We start from the raw sequence: 19,477 nt of genomic DNA, 5'->3' as shown, positions 1-19,477 counted from the left end.
CCCTCCGTTAACAACCGCGAGGTCCCCCTCCCGGCACACGCATGGCGCGCACCGCTTCGGCACACGCCGCCTGGCACCCTAGTCGGTAACTCTCACCGGCGCATATGAGCGCAGCCGTGACGGCCATTAACTCCCCCCAAATCCGGATATTGTTGAGGCTCGCCACAGGTACCCGGCCGAGTTGCCGGGACGATATTCTCTTCCCCGTAGAGAGGCATTTCGAGGAGGAGCTAAGTGCGTTTGAAGCTGACCGTCGTCGACCCCTATACGCACGCCAGCAAAGACCTCGTCCTCGACGCTGACCCGGAAACCCGAATCGACGCCGTCGCCCGGGAGTTGGCAGCCCGGGTGCGGGGCGCGGGCGCGCCCGGCACGTTCCCCGGACAGCCCGGTCCCGTGCTCTACGTCGACAACTACCAGGTCGACCCCGCCCACACCGTCACCACCTCCCCGCTGCGCGACGGTGCGGTGGTGAGCCTGGACGACCCCTCCGGCACACTGCCCGGCGAGCAGTCCGGTGTCATCGAGATCCGGGTGGCCGGCGGGCCCGACGCCGGTGCCGTGTACCGGCTCGGCATCGGCCGGTACGACATAGGCTCCAGCCCGAACTGCCAACTCTTCATCAACGACCCCGAGTTGCCGCAGCGAGCGATGACGCTCTACGTGGTCTCGGCGGACGACCTCCGCCTGGCCGTGCACGACGGCGGGCAGGGCGTCGAGCAGGCCACCGGACAGCCCGGCGGGCCGGATGCGGCGCCCCGAAGCGGGCAGTCCGCGTTCGAGGTGCGTGTCGACGGCAAGCCCCTCGAAGGGCAGCAACTGCCGGTCGGCTCCCAGCTCGCCATCGGCAACACCCTGCTCGACGTCGACCGTTACATGCCCCCGGACGCGGCCCTGAAGTGGTCCGACGACGGCTCAGGCCTCGACTACAACCGCCCGCCGCGGCTGCGCCCGCCGGAGCGCACCACCAAGTTCCGCCTGCCGTCGCCCCCGAAGGAGTACGAGGCGCGGCCGCTGCCCTGGCTGATGGCGGCGTCCCCGCTCGTCATGGCCGTCACCATGGCGCTGGTGATGGGGCGTTCGACGTACCTGCTGATGGCGGTCTTCAGCCCGCTGATCATGATCGGCAACTACTTCTGGGACAAGAAGCACGGCCGCAAGTCCCACGCCAAGCAGGTCGAGGAGTACGAGGAGCACAAGGCCCGGATCGAGCGCGACGCGCAGGAGGCGCTGGTCCTGGAGCGCGGTGACCGCCGCGTCGACCACCCGGACCCCGGCACCATCTGGGCCAACGCCACCGGCCCCCGCACCCGTCTGTGGGAGCGCCGCCGCAGCGACGCCGACCACCTGCTGCTGCGGGTGGGCACCGGCCGGCTGCCCTCCGCCGTCGTCCTCGACGACCCCGAGCAGGACGACCACCGCCGCCAGGTCACCTGGGAGATCGCCGACACCCCCGTCGCCCTGCACCTGGGGCAGCTCGGCGTGATCGGCATCGCGGGTCCCGACGAGACCGCGCGCAGCCTGGCGCGGTGGACGGTGGCGCAGGCGGCCACCCTGCACAGCCCGCTGGACGTGCAGTTCTACGTACTCACCGAGGCGCACGCGCAGCAGAGCTGGGACTGGGTCCGCTGGCTGCCGCACGCCCGCCCGACGGCGCAGGACGCCAACGTCCTCATCGGGAACGACGCCGAGACCGTCGGCGCCCGTATCGGCGAACTCACCCAGATCCTCGAAGCCCGGCAGAAGGCCGCCCAGGAGAACCGCGGTCAGGCCGGCTTCTCCGACCCCGACATCGTCGTCGTCTGGGACGGCTCGCGCCGGCTGCGCTCGATGCCCGGCGTCGTACGGCTGCTCCAGGAGGGCCCGGCCGTATCGATGTACGCGATCTGCCTGGACGCCGAGGAGCGCTTCCTGCCGGGCGAGTGCAAGGGCATCGTGATCGCGGAGCCGCGCAACGCCCGGCACGCCCGGCACGAGCGCCAGGTCGGCGGTGGCGCGAGCGACGCTCTCGAAGCGCTGCGGCGGGCCGCCGAGGACGAGCAGAAGAAGAAGGCGGCCGAGGCCGGCCGGTCGCGCCGCAAGGGGAAGGGCAAGCGGAAGAAGAAGTCGCCCGCGGCCGCCTCGGCGGCGCTGACCAACACCGCCGCCGTGATGCTCTCCCTCGACAACCAGAGCGGCGCCCCCATGCCCGCGATGCCGACCACTGCGGAGCAGATCGACCCCTCCGTGCTGCGGCTGCGCGTGCAGCAGGAGGGCGCGGACAAGATCCTCGGCGTACGGCCCGACTTCGTCTCGCCGGCCTGGTGCGCCCGGGTGGCCCGGGCGCTCGCCCCGCTGCGCGACATCAGCGGCGAGGCGACGGACAGCGCGCTGCCGGACTCCAGCCGGCTCCTCGACGTCATCGGGATGGAGCCGCCGACGGCCAACGCGGTGATCGCCCGCTGGCAGACCGGCGGGCAGTCCACGCTGGCCATGGTCGGTGAGTCGTACGACGGACCGTTCGGCATCGACATCCGCAAGGACGGGCCGCACGGCCTCATCGCGGGTACGACGGGTTCCGGCAAGTCCGAGCTGCTGCAGACGATCGTCGCCGCGCTGGCGGTGGCGAACACGCCGGAGAACATGACCTTCGTGCTCGTCGACTACAAGGGCGGCAGCGCGTTCAAGGACTGCGTCAACCTGCCGCACACCGTCGGCATGGTCACCGACCTCGACGCCCACCTCGTCGAGCGCGCCCTGGAGTCGCTCGGCGCCGAACTGCACCGCCGCGAGCACATCCTGGCCCAGGTCGGGGCGAAGGACATCGAGGACTACCAGGACCTGGTGCGCCGCAACCCCGGCATGGCACCGCTGCCCCGACTCCTCCTCGTCATCGACGAGTTCGCGTCCATGGTCCGCGACCTGCCGGACTTCGTCACCGGCCTCGTCAACATCGCCCAGCGCGGCCGCTCCCTCGGCATCCACCTGATGCTGGCCACCCAGCGGCCGTCCGGCGTGGTCTCGCCGGAGATCCGGGCCAACACCAACCTCCGTATCGCCCTGCGGGTCACCGACGGCGGCGAGTCGTCGGACGTCATCGACTCGCCCGAGGCCGGCAACATCTCCAAGAACAACCCGGGCCGCGCCTACGTGCGCACCGGCGCCGCCTCCCTCATCCCCTTCCAGTCCGGCCGCGTCGGCGGCCGCCGCCCCGGCACCGTCGACCCGATGGCCATCGCCCCGTGGACCGGGGAGCTGGACTGGGCCGACCTGGGCCGCGCCGCGCTGGCGAAGCCCGCGGCAGCCAAGAGCGAGGAAGAGGAGATCACCGACCTGAAGGTGCTGGTCGACGCCGTCCGCGAGGCCAACACGTACCTGCAGATCCCGCAGCAGCACAGCCCGTGGCTGCCGGCCCTCGCGGAGACCCTGCTCCCGGAGGACCTGCCGCCGGTGCAGGGGCTGGGCGCGCTGCCCCCGGCGCCGTACGGCATCGAGGACCTGCCCTCGAGCCAGGCCCGCCGCGCGGTCGCGGTCGACTTCGCGACCTTCGGCCACCTGCTCATCGCGGGCGCGCCGCGCAGCGGCCGCTCCCAGGTGCTGCGGACGATCGCGGGCTCCCTGGCCCGCACCCTCTCCTGCGCCGACGTCCACCTGTACGGCATCGACTGCGGCAACGGCGCGCTGAACGCCCTGTCCAAGCTGCCGCACTGCGGCGCGGTGGTGAGCCGCAACCAGAGCGAGCGGGCCGTCCGGCTGGTCCGCCGGCTCTCGTCGGAGGCGAGCAGGCGGCAGGAGCTCCTTGCCCAGTACGGCTTCGCGGACATCGGCGAGCAGCGCGCCGGGTCGCCGGAGGACCAGCGGCTGCCGCACATCGTGCTGCTCCTCGACCGCTGGGAGGGCTGGATGTCCTCGCTGGGCGAGCTGGAGCACGGCGAGCTGACCGACGAGCTGCTGACCCTGATGCGCGAGGGCGCGAGCGTCGGCATCCACCTGGTGATCACGGGCGACAGGCAGCTGCTGACCGGTCGCATCGCCTCGCTCACCGAGGACAAGCTCGGCCTGCGCCTCGCGGACCGTACCGACTTCTCGATGCTGGGCATCAACAGCCGCAAGGTGCCGGACGAGATCCCGCCGGGCCGCGCGTTCCGCAACGAGACCGGTACGGAGATCCAGTTCGCGCTGCTGAGCGAGGACGCCACCGGACAGGGGCAGAACGCGGCGCTCGTGGCCATCGGGGAGGGGGCGGCCCGCCGGGACGCGGCGGTGCCGCGGGCCCTGCGGCCGTTCCGGGTGGACTCGCTGCCCAGCCGCATCACCTTCGCCGAGGCGTGGCAGCACATCGACCCGACGGCGGCCACCTCGCGGATGTGGGGCCTGGTGGGCGTCGGCGGCGACGACCTGACGGCCTTCGGCCCGGACCTGGCACAGGGCTCGCCGGGCTTCGTGATCGCGGGCCCGGCGAAGTCGGGCCGCTCGACGGTGCTGATGAACCTGGCGCGTACGTTCGTGGGCCTCGGCGCCCGCCTGGTCGTCGCCGCCCCGCGGAACTCCCCGCTGCGTGAACTCAAGGGCCTCGAAGGCGTGCTGGCGGTCTTCACCGGCAGCGACATCGAGGAGGACGAACTCCAGGAGGCCGTGGCGACGGCGTCCGTCGAGCACCCGATCGTCATCCTGATCGACGACGGCGAGCTGCTGGAGGACTGCGACGCGGAGGACGAGTTCAAGCGCCTGATCGCGACGGGCTCCGACCGCGGCATCGGCATCGTCATCGCCGGCGACGAGGACGACGTCTGCTCGGGCTTCAGCGGCTGGCAGGTCGACCTCAAGAAGTCCAAGCGCGGCCTGCTGCTGTCCCCGCAGGACACCTCGAGCGGCGAACTGATCGGCGTCCGCCTGACCCGCAGCGCGGTAGGCGGCCCGGTGAACCCGGGCAAGGGCCTCCTGCACCTGGGCAACGGGGAGGCGTTCACGGTGACTGTGCCGGTGGGCTAAGGCTCTCGATCAAGTGGTACGCCTGCCGGCCCGCGGGTGCGCGGGCCGGCAGGCGGTCCTGAAAAATCTCCACGGGGGTAATGAATGAGTAATCTGGTTGTTTCCTACGACGAACTGCACGAGATCAAGAAGAACTTCGGAACCCTCAAAAGGGAATTCGAGTCCTGTGCGGCCAACCAGGATTCCATGGCCGAAGCATACGGACATGATTCGATTAAATTTGCGATGGAAGCGTTCGCTGACAGCTGGGACGAGCACCGCAAAGACCTCATGAAACAGATGGGGGACGTGGAGAAGCGGGTAAGAAAGACCATCAAGTCTTTCAAGGAAGCCGACGGCGAAAAGGATTGATGATCTCGTGGCTAAGCGTCCGGTGGACTGGTCTCCGCTCGCTGAACAGGACCCGACTCCAGGTGACCCTCATGAGATAAGGGAGGAGGCTCGCCGACTCGAGGGCATCGGGGAGACCATCAGAGAGCAGTCGAGGAAGCTCCGCGAGGTCGGTAAGGGCGAAAACCTCAAGGGGCAATACGCCGAGAAGCTCAAAGAAGGCGCGGACGACCTTGCGGGAAAGCTCGCCAAGGCTGAGGGAAGGTACGACAAGGTAGGCGGTCTGCTCCGCAAATGGGCAGATGAACTGGAATATGCCCAAGGTGAGACGAGCAAGGCTCGCACCCAGGCCATGGTGGACGAGAAGGACGAGGACGCGCTGAAGGACGCCAGGGCTCGGATGGACGAGGCCGTGGCCAACTATCATCTCGCCGGCGTCAGAATCGCCAATCAAATTCGGCAGGCTCTCGACGACGCGGTCGAAGACAGCCTGTTCGATGACGTGGCCGGCTTCGTCGAGGAGCACGCCGACGACTTCAAGCTGATCGGCGACCTACTGAGCGACCTGACCGCGGTCCTGGGAACGCTGGCGATCCTCTCGCTCCCCTTCCCGCCCCTCGCGGCGATCTTCGGCACCGCCGCTCTCATCACGGGCGCGGGCGCGCTGGCGGCACACGGGCTGGCCAAGGCGGGCGGCGCCGACGTGAGCTGGCTGCAGATAGGGCTGGACGCGGTGGGGCTGCTGCCGGGGATCGGGCTGTTCGGCAAGGGCGTCAAGGTGGTCGGCAAGGTGGACAACGTGGCCGCCAAGTTCGGCGAGGGGTTCGCGGCCACGAAGATTCCAGGGCGGGCGACGAAGATCCTCGCCTGGGGTAAGGACTCGAAGGGTCTCACGGGCGGCATCGGTAAGGCAGGCCTGCTGAAGATCGGCGGCGGCTCCAACAAAATGTACGAGATTGCGCATGAGAGCAGTGGCCTGATGTCCCGCATGGGCGGTGTCGCCAAGGCCGGATATCTCGATGGTCAGCTCCTCGGATCCAAGGGGCTCAATATGATCCCAGGGGTGAATATCAACCCCACGGGTGCAGGAATTGCCATCGATGCGGGGATCAAGATAGCCCCCAAGGTTTTGAGTATCCCCCAGCATGTGGGGGAGGCCCTTTTCCCGGGTGACCAGTTCCAGAAGTCGGCTGCGGCCCACTGAGCGTCCTACCGGAATCAGCGGATTCAGGATCAGAGCCCTCACGTAGGAAGAAGCATACGCATATGAGTATCTGGCAGCCCGAACCGGGCGAGACCCTCCTCGCCCGGACCCCCGTCCGGTTCGCCACGGGCGCGGCGATGACCGTCAAGGGCATGCGCTGGTTCCGTGACACGGAACGGCGGGACATTCAGAGTGAACTCCCGGGCTGGCCCGATGGCCCGAGTTACACGGCCCGCACTCACGCGAACGCGGGCGCCCGCAACACCATCAAAGGGGCGCTCATCGCGGCGGGAGCCATCGTAGGCGGGATCCTGACCTCACAGGGAGGAAGCCCTGGCGGTGGCACGTGGCGGGATCCTTCCGACCCGGACGCCGGCTCGGACACCAGCCACGACCGGCCCGACGAGGTCGAGGACTTCCCCGTGATGTGGGCGGCGCCCGGCACCATCGCCCGCACCCTGCCCTGGCAATTGGATCCCGGCCGGGTGAACAAGAAGGAGTACACCACCCACGCCATCGTCACCGACCGCCGCCTCGTGATCGTGGGACTACCTGTCCACAAAGACACGGAGATCATCGAAGACGAGGTGCTCTGGGAGATTTCGCGCTCCGCCATCGCAGCGGTCGAGCGTAAGAACTTCAAGGACGGATGGGACATCAAGATTGTCTTCACGGACGGCTCCTGGTGCAGGCTTCAGGCCCACTCGCGATCTGATCTCACCGAATACCTCACCGGTCATCTCGACCTGATTCCGCTGGAATCGCTCCCGCCGGCGCATCAGGCAACCGCCCGGGCCTTTGCGGCGGCACAGCTCTGGGACGCCGGGTCTCCGACCGTCACTCGGTACACATGCGGGTGCTACCGGATCGCCGTGGCGGAGCCGACGACCGACTCGCGCTTCGGTATCAGCGGCGACTACACGATCATGGATGCCGAGGGCAGGGAACTCCAAGGACAGGCGCTTTCCGACCACATCCAGCACCTCTACTTCGCCCCCGCCAAGGACAACCCCAGCTCATGACGATTCCCTCCGTCCCCGCCGGCCCACCTGCGCCTGTGCCCGCCGACGCACTCGAGCCCCCTCCCGTCTGGTTCGCCACCCCCGACGGCTTCTTCGCGCTTCCTCTTGCCGACACGGCCGAGGAGCGTGCCGAGCGGGCCCAGGAGTTCGTGCGCGGTCTTTATTCACGTGGCGACGAGAGCATCTGGGAACCCGCCGCGGAGTATTACGCCGCGATAGCCGAGACCATGGCACAGTCCGGGGCTTCGTACGCCGCGATGGGCCTCTTTTCCACGGCGGAGGAGGGCGCGCTGGAGGGCGCAACGGTGGAGGGCGGCACCACCGCTCCGAGGTCCGAGGCCGATGCCCGACACGAACCCTCCCTGGGCGTCGTCCAATGCGCCTTCACCCTGGCCGTCGTCCCGACGGAGCGGCACCCGAACGATCCGGGCCGGGCCGCTGAGCGCATCCTTGAGACCCTCTCCCGCGATCAGCACAACGATGCCCGTCCGCTGGATCTGCCGTGCGGACCCGCGGTCTCCTGCATCACGCTGACCGAGTACCAACTGAACCCGGAAATCACGGCGACCGGCGAGGCGGCGAAGCTGCTCACCGGGCAGATCCAGGTCCATGTTCCGTTTCCCACAGGCCCGTTCACCGCGGTCTTCACCCTCCACACCGCCTCCACGGACTACTGGGCCGAGTTCTGCGATGTCATGACGGCGATCCTCCGGACGGTGTCCTTCGAGGAGCCGGAGATCGAGTTCGTGGACGAGGGTGAGGTCGTGAGCGCGGAAGAGAACGCGATCCGGGAGACGACTCAGAGGTGACCGGCGCTGATGGAGTGCAGCGCGCCCCGAGTGCCTCGACGTCACAGTCGACTGATTGGGCCGCGGGACGGAGGGGCGTCGTGCCGGTGCTGCGGCCGGCAGTTCCTTTCCGGGGCAGCGCCCGCGTAACGCACAGCGAAAGAAACACGCCATGAGACAGTCCGTCGATAGTCCCGTGACCCGGCAATCCAGTGCTTCTCCGTCCCACGCCACCGGTGACACCGCCTGGCGGCACCCCGCCACCCGTCGTGCCTGGATGGCCGGTCTCGCGCTGCAGCTGCTGGGACTTCCTCTCGGAGTTGCGGCCGGCGGTTTCGTCATCGCGCGTCTGCCCGGTCCGACGTGGGTGTGTTGGATTCTGGCTGCGGTGCTCGTCATCGCGGGGATCTGGGGGTCTGCCGCCAAGTCCCTCGTGTCAGGCGGATGTTCCGGGTGCGTCGCGTTCTGCGCGCCTATCCGTGGCAGGTTCACAAGAAGGGCCTTTCGTACTCGTTCGGCCGGCGTGACTCCCGGCATGGCGACAGGCACTGGTTCCAGGTTCCGGATCCGGACCATCCGAGGTCCTCGGTCACGGTCTACCTGGACGTGAACCGGTACACCCGCTGGTGGTTGGAGCGGATGTTCCCGCAGGCCCAGCCCGAGGCGAAGGCGGAGATCCGCACGCTGTGGGTTGTCGGCGATCCGCGTTTCCGTGCTGTGCTCGCGGTACCAGGAAAGCGCGGGCCGCGGCGCATGCTGGAGCTCCCAGAAGGGGGCCGACGGGCCGAGCGTCTTGCCCATGCCTCTCCCGCAGCACTGATCCGGGCCGCCAAGGCAGGTGTCGATCTGCCTGAACTCGCCATTCCGGCAATGGAAACGGACCGCACCCCGGTGGTACCGGCTCCCGAGCCGCCTCCGGGACCGGCCTGGTCCTTCCCGGCCACGCGTCGCTCGATGCGGCTACGGCTGCTTCGAGGGGCAGCCCTTCTGGCCGTCTCGCCGGTCCCCTTTCTCTGGCTCCTCCCGGGCGGGCATCAGGGGTACCACGCCGGCAAGGGGCTCGGATTCGTGCTGCTCATCACTGTGGTCCCGGCTTTCCAGCGTGTGCGGACCAGCTTCAGTCTGTATCGGAAGCTGCGCAGCAGAAATACCCCCTGGCGGACGACGGATGTCGAGATACGGCATCGTGGGCGTGCGCTGGTGCTGGTCACCGGCAACGAGGCGCTGCGCACGCAGTTCGCTCTTCGTCGGCCGCCGGCCGGGCGGGCGCAGGTCTGGTACGTGGGCGATATTTATGGGGAGGGTGTGGTGTCGCTGCGTGCCGACGGGGCTGTCATGCCTGTGCGTTGCGTGGAGCACGGGCGTCCCGTGGCGAAGCCGAAGGCCGCGGCGAGTGAAGAGCAGTCGCGTAAGCGCCAGTGGGGGCCCATCGGCTGACCGTGCGGGTCCGCACGGGGAACAGGCCGCGCGTCGGCCCGCACCGCTGGGGCGGCGCGGGGGCCTCGGCGGGTGCGGAATTCATTCCTTGCTCAGGATCACGCGGCCGTTTCCGGATATCGAAAAGATTTCCACGCAGTCAGCGCTGTAGTCCGCGATCATGAGGATCTGGCCTGCTTGCCAGGTCCTGGAATCCCGCTCGCCGGCTTTTACGTTGGCTACGGATTGGCGACTGCCTGAATAGTCGATCCAGAACAACAGGATTTCGTGGTCGGTGACGTTGTTCACCTCGTACTGCACCATGCCCCCGCCGGGCTGTGAACGAATGCGGCCCTCATAATTGCAGGCGTACGGGCCGGCTCCCGTGGTGTCCCAGTGCCAGTCGCCGTCAGCTGTCGGCTCCGTGGTGGGTGGGCTGGTGGTCGGCTCGGGGGTGGTCGGCTCGGCGGTGGTCGGGCCGGGCGTCGGTGTCGGACCGTTGGGGCGCGGAATGGCCAGCGCAATGGTGACCACGACGCCGATGACTGCGAATACGCCGCCGACCATGGTCCAGAAAGCGGCCGTCCGGCCGAGAAAACCACTCGTCCCACCGCTACCGTTCGGGTCGCTCACGACCCCTCCCCCCGAGGTTCGCCGACAGCTGCGCCCCCGCACCCGTTATCCGTCAAAGCAAAGCAGATCCAGTCAGGGCTTGGGTACCCGCGGCGAGTTCGCCGTTCGGCCGGTGCGGAGCATGGGTAAATCGCAGCTCTGCTGTCCCTCGCATTTCTCCGCGCCCCGCATGGTGAGTCGTGAGCCCCGCATGGTGAGTCGTGAGGGGACGGTGCCGCGCCCGTGACTCCGCTTCCTTGCTGTCTCAGGTGCGTGCTCGCCGGGCATCGTCACATCCCCACACCCCAGCCCGATCTCCCTCACAAAGCCGTCTCCACAACTGCACGAAAATCGGGGGCGAAGGGGGCGGGAACGAGAGGTCAGAGGAGGAAGGGGGTGGTGAGGCCCAGGGCGATCATGCCGGTGCACAGGAGCCAGAAGCTGATGCGGGTGCGGCCGCGGCGGCTGAGTTCGGCGGAGACGGCGCACAGGGCGATCAGGGTGAGGTAGGCGGCGACGGTGCGGGTCGAGGTGTGCGCGTCGACGTGTTCGACGAGGGCTCCGATGCCACCGGTCAGGAAGAGCAGCGAGACGACGAGCTGGGTGATGCGGGCCTCGCGCGGGGACGACGGCCGGTGGCGACGGCGGCGCAGTACCGCGCGGCGCTCCCGGGGTGTGGCGGACTCCAGGAGGAGCGCGGTCCCTTGGTCATCCAGGTCGTTGTGGGGAGGCATGCGCGGGATCGTACCGAGCGGTCGGCGGATGTGGGGGGTGGCACGGAAGGGGCGGTGGAGGTTGTCGGGGCGGGGTGTGGGGGACGTGTGACGGGGGTGTGAGTGCACGGCGGCGCGGCGGTACGGGGCCTCCGCGCCCCGGTGCGCCCGCCCGTGCCCCGTCGCCGTAAGAGCCCCGTACCCGTACAGCCCTGCCCGTGCCCCCGTACCCGTACAGCCCCGCTCGTGCCCCGCCGCCGTACCCCCGTGCCCCGTCGCCGTGCAGCCGTGCAGCCGTACGTCCTGCCCCGCCCCCGGCGTCCCCTCAGCCCCGCGTCTCAGCCCCGTCCGATGTACGGCATCGTGGTGGCCATGACCGTGGCGAACTGGACGTTCGCCTCCAAGGGCAGCGCGGCCATGTGGAGGACCGTGCGGGCCACGTCCGCCGCGTCCATCACCGGTTCGACGGCGAGTTCGCCGTTGGGCTGGAGGATGCCGGTCTGCATGCGGCCGGTCATTTCCGTTGCCGCGTTGCCGATGTCGATCTGGCCGCAGGCGATGTTGTACGGGCGGCCGTCCAGGGAGAGGGACTTGGTGAGGCCCGTCATGGCGTGCTTGGTCGCGGTGTACGCGACGGAGTGCGGGCGGGGGACGTGGGCGGAGATGGAGCCGTTGTTGATGATGCGGCCGCCCTGGGGTGACTGCTCCTTCATCGCGCGGAACGCCGCCTGGGCGCAGAGGAAAGCGCCGTTGAGGTTGACGTCGACGACCGACCGCCAGTCCGTGTAGGAGAGGTCCTCCAGGGGGACCGGCGGGCCGAAGGTGCCGGCGTTGTTGAAGAGCAGGTCGGTCCGGCCGAAGCGGTCGCGTACGGCGGAGAAGAGCGCCGCGACGTCGTCCTCGTCGGAGACGTCGGTGGGGACGGTGAGCAGCTTCGCGTCGTCCCCGGCCAGTGCGGCCGTCTCGTCCAGGGCCTTCGCGCGCCGCCCCGCCAGCGCCACCGACCAGCCGTCGGCCGCCAGCGTCAGGGCCACCGCGCGTCCGATGCCGGACCCGGCACCGGTCACCACCGCCACCTTCGGCACCTTCGGATTCTCCGTGTCAGTCATGGCGGCAGCGTAGGCCGTGCGGCGCCGGGCCATGCGGTCCGGCCCCGTACGCGAACCACCGGGCCTTGGCGTTCGTCCTCAATCGCCGGACCGGCCTGCAATTGTCCGATGCGGTCACACTCCTCATCCGGCCGTCATCGTTGCGTCGTACATCCGATGCCACGGCGCCGTTCCCTGCCTCTGCAATCACTGCTGACAACGAGCAGTCCGAGACCACTTCAGGCAGGGCAGGGGCAGATGACTCAGCACTCCCAGCACGACCAGCAGTTGCGGGCCGCGGCCGAGCACCTCGGCCGCCGTCGTTTCCTCACCGTCGCCGGGGCCGCCGCGACGCTCGCCTTCGCGACCAACCTGCCGGGCGGCGCGGCGCACGCCGCCGAGGCGGACGCGAAGCGGCTCACCGAGGACCCCTTCACGCTCGGCGTCGCCTCCGGTGACCCGCTCCCCGGTTCGGTCGTCCTGTGGACGCGGCTGGCGCCCCGGCCGTACGAGCCGGGTAACGGCATGCCCGATGCGCGGGTCTCTGTTCGCTGGGAGATCGCGCACGATGAGAAGTTCGCCCGTATCGCGGGGCAGGGCAAGGCCGAGGCGCATCCGGAGTTCAACCACTCCATACATGTCGAGGCGACCGGCCTCGGTCCGGACCGGGTGTACTACTACCGGTTCCGCGCCGGTGACTGGATCAGCCCGGTCGGCCGTACCCGTACCGCGCCGGCCCGCAGCGCGCAGCTCCGGAGCCTGCGCCTGGGCGCCGTCTCCTGCCAGGCGTACCACGACGGGTACTTCACCGCCCACCGGCACCTGGCGGAGGAGGATCTGGACGTCGTCTTCCACCTCGGGGATTACCTTTACGAGTACCCGGTGAACGCCGTCGGTGGCGCGCGCAACTACACCGACCGCACGCTGCCCGCGCTCTTCAACAAGGAGACGGTCACGCTGGAGGACTACCGGCTGCGGTACGCGCTCTACAAGTCCGACCCGGACCTCCAGGCCGCACACGCCGCGCACCCCTTCGTCGTCACCTGGGACGACCACGAGGTGGAGAACAACTACGCGTCCGGCGTCAGCGAGGACGAGCTGCCGCCGGCCGAGTTCCTGGCCCGCCGCGCCGCCGGCTACCGCGCGTACTGGGAGAACCAGCCGCTGCGCCGCCCGCAGCGGCCCAGCGGCTCCGACATGCAGCTCTACCGCCGGGTGCACTACGGCCGGCTCGCCCAGTTCGACATCCTCGACACCCGGCAGTACCGCTCGGACCAGGCGTACGGCGACGGCTGGCACGCGCCGGGCCCGGAGTCCACGGACGAGAGCCGGACGCTGACCGGTGCCACCCAGGAGCGCTGGCTGATCGACGGCTGGCGTGGGTCCGGCGCGCTGTGGAACGTCGTACCGCAGCAGGTCACCTTCGCCGAGCGGCGCAGCACCACCGCCGACACGTACAAGGTGAGCATGGACTCCTGGGACGGTTACACCGCCTCCCGGGACCGGGTGCTGGCCGGCGCCGAGGCGGCGGGTGTGGACAACCTCGTGGTCCTCACCGGTGATGTGCACGTGCACTACGCCCTGGACATCAAGAAGGACTTCGCCGATCAGAACTCGCGGACGCAGGGCGTGGAGTTCGTGACCACCTCCATCGCGAGCGGCAAGGACGGCGCCGACAAGCCCGCCAACTGGGACGCGTACATGGCAGCCAACCCGCACATGAAGTTCTACAACGGCCGCCGCGGCTACGTGCGGATCGAGCTGGACCAGGAGAAGGCGCGTGCCGACTACCGGACCGTGTCCGCGGTGACCACGCAGGGCGCGCCGGTCGCCACCGCCGCGTCCTTCGTCTCCGAGGCGGGCGACCCGGGGCTCAAGCCTGCCTGACCGGTACGCCGGGCGAATGGCGAAAAGGGCCGGGGGCCGCGCTGAACATGACACCATGGTGCGTACATCTACAAACCACGGAGACAGTCATGTCGGACCCCGGCCACGTCACGGCCGAGAGCCACCCCAACCCCCGGATATCCGCCGAGTCCCCTGACCCCGCCGCCGCCTCCGCCGTACCGGACCCGCCGGTCCCCGCCGCGACCGGCGCCCCGGTTCCCGCGGCCACGCGTCGCACCGGCCTCCTGGTCACCCTCGTCCTGGGCGGCCTCACCGCCGTCCCGCCGCTCTCCATGGACATGTACCTGCCGGCCCTGCCGGCGGTCACCCGGTCCCTGGACAGCCCCGCCGCCACCGTCCAGCTGACCCTCACCACCTGCCTCGCCGGCATGGCCCTCGGGCAGATGGTGGTCGGCCCGATGAGCGACAAGTGGGGGCGCCGCCGCCCGCTCCTCATCGGCATGGTCATCTACGTGCTGGCCACCGCCCTGTGCGCGGTCGCCACCAACGCCGAATTCCTGATCGCGGCCCGGCTGGTCCAGGGCCTGGCCGGCGCCGCCGGCATCGTCATCGCCCGGGCCGTGGTCCGCGACATGTACGACGGCGTGGCGATGGCCCGCTTCTTCTCCACCCTGATGCTGATATCCGGCGTCGCGCCGGTCGTCGCCCCGCTCATCGGCGGGCAGATCCTCCGGATCACCGACTGGCGCGGCGTCTTCGTCCTGCTCACCGTCATCGGTGTGCTGCTCACCCTCGTCGTCTGGCGCAAGCTCCACGAGACCCTGCCGCCGGAGCGCCGGCACGCGGGCGGCCTCGGCGCCGCGCTGCACACCATGCGCGCCCTGCTCGCCGACCGCGTCTTCGCCGGCTACCTGCTGGTCTCCGCCTTCGCCTTCGCCGCGCTCTTCGCGTACATCAGCGCCTCCCCGTTCGTGATCCAGGAGATCTACGGCGCCTCGGCGCAGACCTACAGCCTGCTCTTCGGCATCAACTCCGTCGGACTGGTCATCCTCGGCCAGGTCAACGGAAAGGTGCTGGTCGGGCGGGTGTCGCTGGACAAGGTACTGGCCGTCGGACTGGGCCTGATCACCGTCGCGGCCGCCGCGCTGCTGCTGATGTCCACCGGCGTCTTCGGGCACGTCGGGCTGGTGCCGATGGCCGCCGGACTGTTCGTGCTCATGGCCTCGATGGGCCTGGTCATGCCGAGCACCAACACCCAGGCGCTGCTGCGTACCTCGCACGCGGCCGGCTCCGCCTCGGCCCTGCTGGGCACCTCCACCTTCCTCATGGGCGCGATCGCCTCCCCGCTGGTCGGCATCGCCGGCGAGGGGACGGCCGTGCCGATGGCCGTCGTCCAGGGTTCCTGCGCACTTCTGGCGCTCGCGTGCTTCCTGGGACTGTGCCGTCCGTGGCAGCGTAGGGAGGAGTCCACGGAGGACGGCACGACCGGCGGAGGGAACCGGCTCTGAAAGCACCCGCACCACTACGCCACGGCACCCCCGCCCAGGCAGGGCTCGATCCGGCATGGACCCGGCGGCTGGTCGCGGAGGTCCGCGCGCTGCCCGAAGGGCCGGCGCCCTGCTGCGCGGGTGTCGTGGCGGTGGCCGGGCGCGGGCCCGTCGTCGCGGTCGAGGAGGCCGCGGGCTGGGCGCTGCGGTACGCGTCCTACGACGTGGCGCGGGGGCGTGGGGTGCCGCTGGCCCGGGAGCGGTGGGAGCCGGTGCGGGCCGGTACGGTCTTCGACCTCGCGTCGCTGTCGAAGCTGTTCACGGCCATCGCGGTGCTCCAGCGGGTGGAGCGCGGGACGCTCGGTCTGGACGATCCGGTGGCCCGCCACCTGCCGTCCGTCGCCCCCGCCGTAACGATCCGCCACCTGCTCACGCACACCTCCGGGCTGGCCGCCGAGCTTCCGCTGTACGACGGCCCCGCCGACGGCGCCGGGGGCGGGCGGCTCGGGCCGCTGTGGGCGGCGGCCGCCGACGCCGTACCCGGGCCGTTCCGCTACTCCGACCTCGGCTTCCTCACGCTCCAGCTGCTGCTGGAAGAGGTCGCGGGAGCACGGCTGGACACCCTCGTGCGGGACGGGATCACCGGACCGCTCGGCATGACCAGCACCACGTACGGGCCGCTGGCCCCGGCGGGCGTGGCCGCCACCGAGGCCGAGGCGCTGCTCAAGGCCCGGCGGCCGTCCTGCACGGGCGGCGTGGTGCGCGGCGAGGTGCACGACGAGAACGCCTACGCGCTGGGCGGCGTCGCCGGGCAGGCCGGGCTCTTCGCCACCGCGCAGGACCTCGCGGTGCTGTGCCGGGCGCTGCTCACCGGGGGCGGCCCGGTCCTGCGCCCGGAGACCGTCGATCTGATGCTCACCCCGCCCGGCCTGGGCTTCCGCATCGCTCAGCCCGGCTTCATGGGCGAGCTGGCGGAGCGGGGCGCCGCCGGGCACACCGGCTTCACCGGGACGAGCCTGGTGCTGGACCGGGCGTCGGACACGTTCCTGGTGCTGCTCACGAACGCGGTGCACCCGCGCCGCGGCGGCGAACCGGTGCCGCGGGCGCGGCTGGCGACGTACCTGGCGCGGGCGTCCGCCGGCTGATCCCCGGGCGCCTCAGGAGCTGCCGCCGGCCGTTCCCCTGTCGGTCCAGCGGGCGTCGTTCTCCCACTCCGCGTTCCTCTCGCGGGCGGTCTCCATCGCGTGCCCGGCCTCCTCGCGGGTGGCGTACGGCCCCATGCGGTCCGCCGCCCGGCACTCCGGGCCCTCCTCGACCGTGCCGTGCTTGAGGCAGTAGTACCACTCGCCGGGCTTTCCTGCCGTACCCCGCTTGAACAGTGCCATCCCGGCCTCCTCCACCTAGGGGCGCCTTGCCTGACGCCATCCTGCCCGATGGCTCGCGGATACACTCGCTGGCATGTCTGGCCAGTCTCTTCTTGTCCCGGGGACCATCTCCCCGCAGCGCCCCGTCCCCGCTTCCATCCCGCGTCCCGAGTACGTCGGCAAGTCGGGCCCCACCCCGTACACGGGCCCCGAGGTGCAGGACGCCGACACCATCGAGCGGATGCGCATCGCGGGCCGGATCGCGGCCCAGGCGATGGAGGAGGCGGCCAAGCTCATCGAGCCGGGCGTGACCACCGATGAGCTGGACCGCGTCGCGCACGAGTACATGTGCGACCACGGGGCCTACCCCTCCACGCTCGGCTACCGCGGGTTCCCCAAGTCGCTGTGCTCCTCGGTGAACGAGGTCATCTGCCACGGGATCCCCGACTCCACCGTCCTGCAGGACGGCGACATCGTGAACCTCGACGTCACCGCGTTCATCCACGGGGTGCACGGCGACAACAACGCCACCTACCTCTGCGGCAACGTCGACGAGGAGTCCAAGCTCCTGGTCGAGCGGACCCGTGAGTCGCTGAACCGCGCGATCAAGGCCGTGAAGCCGGGCCGGCAGATCAACATCATCGGCCGGGTCATCGAGTCCTACGCCAAGCGCTTCGGTTACGGGGTCGTCCGCGACTTCACCGGCCACGGCGTGAACACGTCCTTCCACTCCGGCCTGATCGTGCCGCACTACGACAGCCCGCACCACACCACCGAGATCAAGCCCGGCATGACCTTCACGATCGAGCCGATGCTGACGCTGGGGACGTACGAGTACGACATGTGGGAGGACGGCTGGACGGTCGTCACGAAGGACCGGAAGCGCACCGCGCAGTTCGAGCACACCCTCGTCGTCACGGACAGCGGGGCGGAGATCCTCACGCTTCCCTGATTGCGGGGGTCCCCGGGCGCGGGCAGGGGTAGGCTCTTACCGACAGGCTGTCGGGAACCGATTGACTTAGGTGAGCCTAAGTTGTCACAATCGGTTCCCGGCCGCTACCCATCGGTCCTTGGAGGCCCGCCATGGACGCGCACAGCACCGCCCTGCCCACGCCCTTCTCGACGCTGATCCGCACGGCGTCGCACGAGGCCCACACCGAGGCGGAGAACTCCTCCTTCATGGGCGACATGCTCGGCGGGCGGCTCGGTGTCTCGGCCTACCGCCGCTACACCGAGCAGCTGTGGTTCGTCTACCGCGCCCTGGAGGGCAGCGCCGACGCCCTCGCCGACGATCCGGTCGCCGGCCCCTTCCTGCGGCCCGAGCTGGCCCGCACCCCCGAGCTGGAGCGCGACCTCGCGCACCTCGGCGGGGCCGGCTGGCGCAGCGCGGTCCGGCCGCTGCCCGCCACCGAGGCGTACGCGGCACGGGTCGCCGAGTGCGCCCGCGACTGGCCGGCCGGCTACGTCGCGCACCACTACACCCGCTACCTCGGTGACCTCTCCGGCGGCCAGATCATCCGGGGCACGGCCGAGAAGACCTGGGGCTTCGCGCGCAAGGGCGACGGCGTCCGGTTCTACGTCTTCGAGGGCATCGGCAATCCGGCCGCCTTCAAACGCGAGTACCGCGCGCTGCTCGACGCGCTGCCCGTCGACGACCTGGAGAAGCAGCGGGTGGTCGACGAGTGCAAGCGTGCGTTCGCGCTGAACACCGCGGTCTTCCGCGAGCTGGGCGAGGAGTTCGGCGGGGGCGGCGCCAGCCCCCTGAGCGCCTGAGGTCCCGGTTCCGTACGGCGGTCCTAGCCGAGCCGCCGTACCTCGCTGAGCGTCACCCGGCCCCCGAGGCCGAGTTCCCCGCCGGGCCGCGGTCGCGCGAGGATCTGTGAGCCGCGGCCCTGGCGTACGTCCAGGGCGCGGCCCAGCTCGTGCGTGAGCTGGAGGGCCGCGGCGCCGGTCGCCTCGTCCTCCGCGATGCCGTCGCCCCGGCGCGGGAAGCCCCGCGCCCGCACTCGCCCCGCCGCCTCATCGGCCCAGGCCCACGCGTACAGCCACCCCTCGCCCGGGGGCGGCGCGGGCAGCGCGTCCACCTCGGCGGCCGAGGCGTACTGCCGCGGAGTGCGGCCCGTCGCCCACTCCGCGCGGCCCCGCACCCACGTGAACTCCCCGTCGTGCCGCACCGCCACCTCCCCGGCCGGCGGCCGCAGTACGCCGACGGGCTCGCCCAGTTCCCGCAGCAGCCAGGCCGTGCCGACCAGCGGGTGGCCGGCGAACGGCAGCCGCAGCGTGGGCGTGCGGATGTCGACCGCCCCGCGCCCCGCGTCGTCGACGAACACCGTCTCGCTGAACCCCAGCTCCTTCGCGAGCGCCTGCCGCGCGTCCGTGTCCCGGACCGCCGCGCCGTCCCGCACCACCCCCAGCGGATTTCCGCCCCCGCCGTCCGGACCGCAGAACACCCGCACCACATGAAGTTCCGTCATGGGTCCATTCAAGAGGCGTCCGAGATCATCGGCGGTACCGGCCCTTACCTTGACCTGCGCATTGCCGGGTCATTGCCCGTGCCTGGGGTGTCCGTTACGGCCTCGTTGTCCGTGAGAGGGGGATCACTGGACAGCCGGGTTGCGTTCAGGTAAGGCTCAG

Annotated in this window: 16 protein-coding genes; 11 read left to right on the top strand and 5 right to left on the bottom strand. The window is 70.3% G+C overall.

Annotated elements, in window-relative coordinates; translation table 11 throughout:
* Window positions 1–234 precede the first annotated feature (234 nt).
* From AAC944_RS11880 to AAC944_RS11855, 6 genes are all read left to right on the top strand, one after another.
* Window positions 235–4,971 carry an FtsK/SpoIIIE domain-containing protein gene (locus AAC944_RS11880; protein WP_030617958.1) on the top strand — a complete coding sequence of 1,579 codons (4,737 nt, stop codon included), beginning with the start codon at window positions 235–237 and terminating at the stop codon, window positions 4,969–4,971.
* Window positions 4,972–5,055: 84 nt separating this feature from the next.
* Window positions 5,056–5,322 carry a hypothetical protein gene (locus AAC944_RS11875; RefSeq protein ID WP_030617956.1) on the top strand — a complete coding sequence of 89 codons (267 nt, stop codon included), beginning with the start codon at window positions 5,056–5,058 and terminating at the stop codon, window positions 5,320–5,322.
* Between the two features lie 7 nt (window positions 5,323–5,329).
* Entirely contained in the window at window positions 5,330–6,505 is a 1,176-nt protein-coding gene (locus AAC944_RS11870) for an enoyl-CoA hydratase/isomerase family protein (protein WP_368397152.1), read from the top strand.
* Between the two features lie 62 nt (window positions 6,506–6,567).
* Window positions 6,568–7,527 (top strand): hypothetical protein, encoded by a 960-nt coding sequence (locus AAC944_RS11865; protein ID WP_051871959.1) that lies wholly within the window; start codon window positions 6,568–6,570, stop codon window positions 7,525–7,527.
* On the top strand, window positions 7,524–8,336 hold the full coding sequence (locus tag AAC944_RS11860; protein ID WP_051871958.1) for a hypothetical protein: 813 nt from the start codon (window positions 7,524–7,526) through the stop codon (window positions 8,334–8,336). Before AAC944_RS11865 ends, AAC944_RS11860 begins: the two co-directional genes overlap by 4 nt.
* A 423-nt stretch (window positions 8,337–8,759) precedes the next feature.
* Window positions 8,760–9,752, top strand: coding sequence for a hypothetical protein (locus tag AAC944_RS11855; protein ID WP_196943094.1), 993 nt, complete (start codon window positions 8,760–8,762; stop codon window positions 9,750–9,752).
* 81 nt (window positions 9,753–9,833) lie between these two features.
* Here AAC944_RS11855 and AAC944_RS11850 read toward each other — a convergent pair whose 3' ends face one another.
* The 3 genes from AAC944_RS11850 to AAC944_RS11840 form a co-directional block, all read right to left on the bottom strand.
* Window positions 9,834–10,364, bottom strand: coding sequence for a hypothetical protein (locus tag AAC944_RS11850; RefSeq protein WP_030617944.1), 531 nt, complete (start codon window positions 10,362–10,364; stop codon window positions 9,834–9,836).
* A 359-nt stretch (window positions 10,365–10,723) separates the two neighbouring features.
* Complete coding sequence (locus tag AAC944_RS11845; protein WP_030617942.1) at window positions 10,724–11,077, bottom strand: hypothetical protein; 354 nt, start codon at window positions 11,075–11,077, stop codon at window positions 10,724–10,726.
* A 317-nt stretch (window positions 11,078–11,394) separates the two neighbouring features.
* Window positions 11,395–12,165, bottom strand: coding sequence for an SDR family oxidoreductase (locus AAC944_RS11840; protein ID WP_030617939.1), 771 nt, complete (start codon window positions 12,163–12,165; stop codon window positions 11,395–11,397).
* 237 nt (window positions 12,166–12,402) lie between these two features.
* Here AAC944_RS11840 and AAC944_RS11835 point away from each other — a divergent pair, with 237 nt between their 5' ends.
* From AAC944_RS11835 to AAC944_RS11825, 3 genes are all read left to right on the top strand, one after another.
* Entirely contained in the window at window positions 12,403–14,031 is a 1,629-nt protein-coding gene (locus tag AAC944_RS11835; protein ID WP_030617936.1) for an alkaline phosphatase D family protein, read from the top strand.
* An 89-nt stretch (window positions 14,032–14,120) separates the two neighbouring features.
* A complete protein-coding gene (locus AAC944_RS11830; protein WP_051871957.1) occupies window positions 14,121–15,500 on the top strand; it encodes a multidrug effflux MFS transporter in 1,380 nt (459 codons plus the stop codon).
* Between the two features lie 68 nt (window positions 15,501–15,568).
* On the top strand, window positions 15,569–16,624 hold the full coding sequence (locus tag AAC944_RS11825) for a serine hydrolase domain-containing protein (RefSeq protein WP_030617933.1): 1,056 nt from the start codon (window positions 15,569–15,571) through the stop codon (window positions 16,622–16,624).
* A gap of 12 nt (window positions 16,625–16,636) precedes the next feature.
* Here AAC944_RS11825 and AAC944_RS11820 read toward each other — a convergent pair whose 3' ends face one another.
* A complete protein-coding gene (locus tag AAC944_RS11820) occupies window positions 16,637–16,864 on the bottom strand; it encodes a hypothetical protein (RefSeq protein ID WP_030617929.1) in 228 nt (75 codons plus the stop codon).
* Between the two features lie 73 nt (window positions 16,865–16,937).
* Between AAC944_RS11820 and map the strand changes: the two genes are divergently transcribed.
* Complete coding sequence (map, locus tag AAC944_RS11815) at window positions 16,938–17,795, top strand: type I methionyl aminopeptidase (protein WP_030617926.1); 858 nt, start codon at window positions 16,938–16,940, stop codon at window positions 17,793–17,795.
* 131 nt (window positions 17,796–17,926) lie between these two features.
* On the top strand, window positions 17,927–18,616 hold the full coding sequence (locus tag AAC944_RS11810) for a biliverdin-producing heme oxygenase (RefSeq protein ID WP_030617923.1): 690 nt from the start codon (window positions 17,927–17,929) through the stop codon (window positions 18,614–18,616).
* 23 nt (window positions 18,617–18,639) lie between these two features.
* Here AAC944_RS11810 and AAC944_RS11805 read toward each other — a convergent pair whose 3' ends face one another.
* Complete coding sequence (locus AAC944_RS11805) at window positions 18,640–19,317, bottom strand: PhzF family phenazine biosynthesis protein (RefSeq protein WP_030617920.1); 678 nt, start codon at window positions 19,315–19,317, stop codon at window positions 18,640–18,642.
* Window positions 19,318–19,477: the final 160 nt, after the last annotated feature.

This window comes from Streptomyces sclerotialus, from assembly GCF_040907265.1.
GTDB classification, from domain to species: Bacteria; Actinomycetota; Actinomycetes; order Streptomycetales; family Streptomycetaceae; genus Streptomyces; species Streptomyces sclerotialus.
The sequence above is the reverse complement of the archived record's forward strand: the minus strand, read 5'-3'. Positions and strand labels throughout refer to the sequence as shown.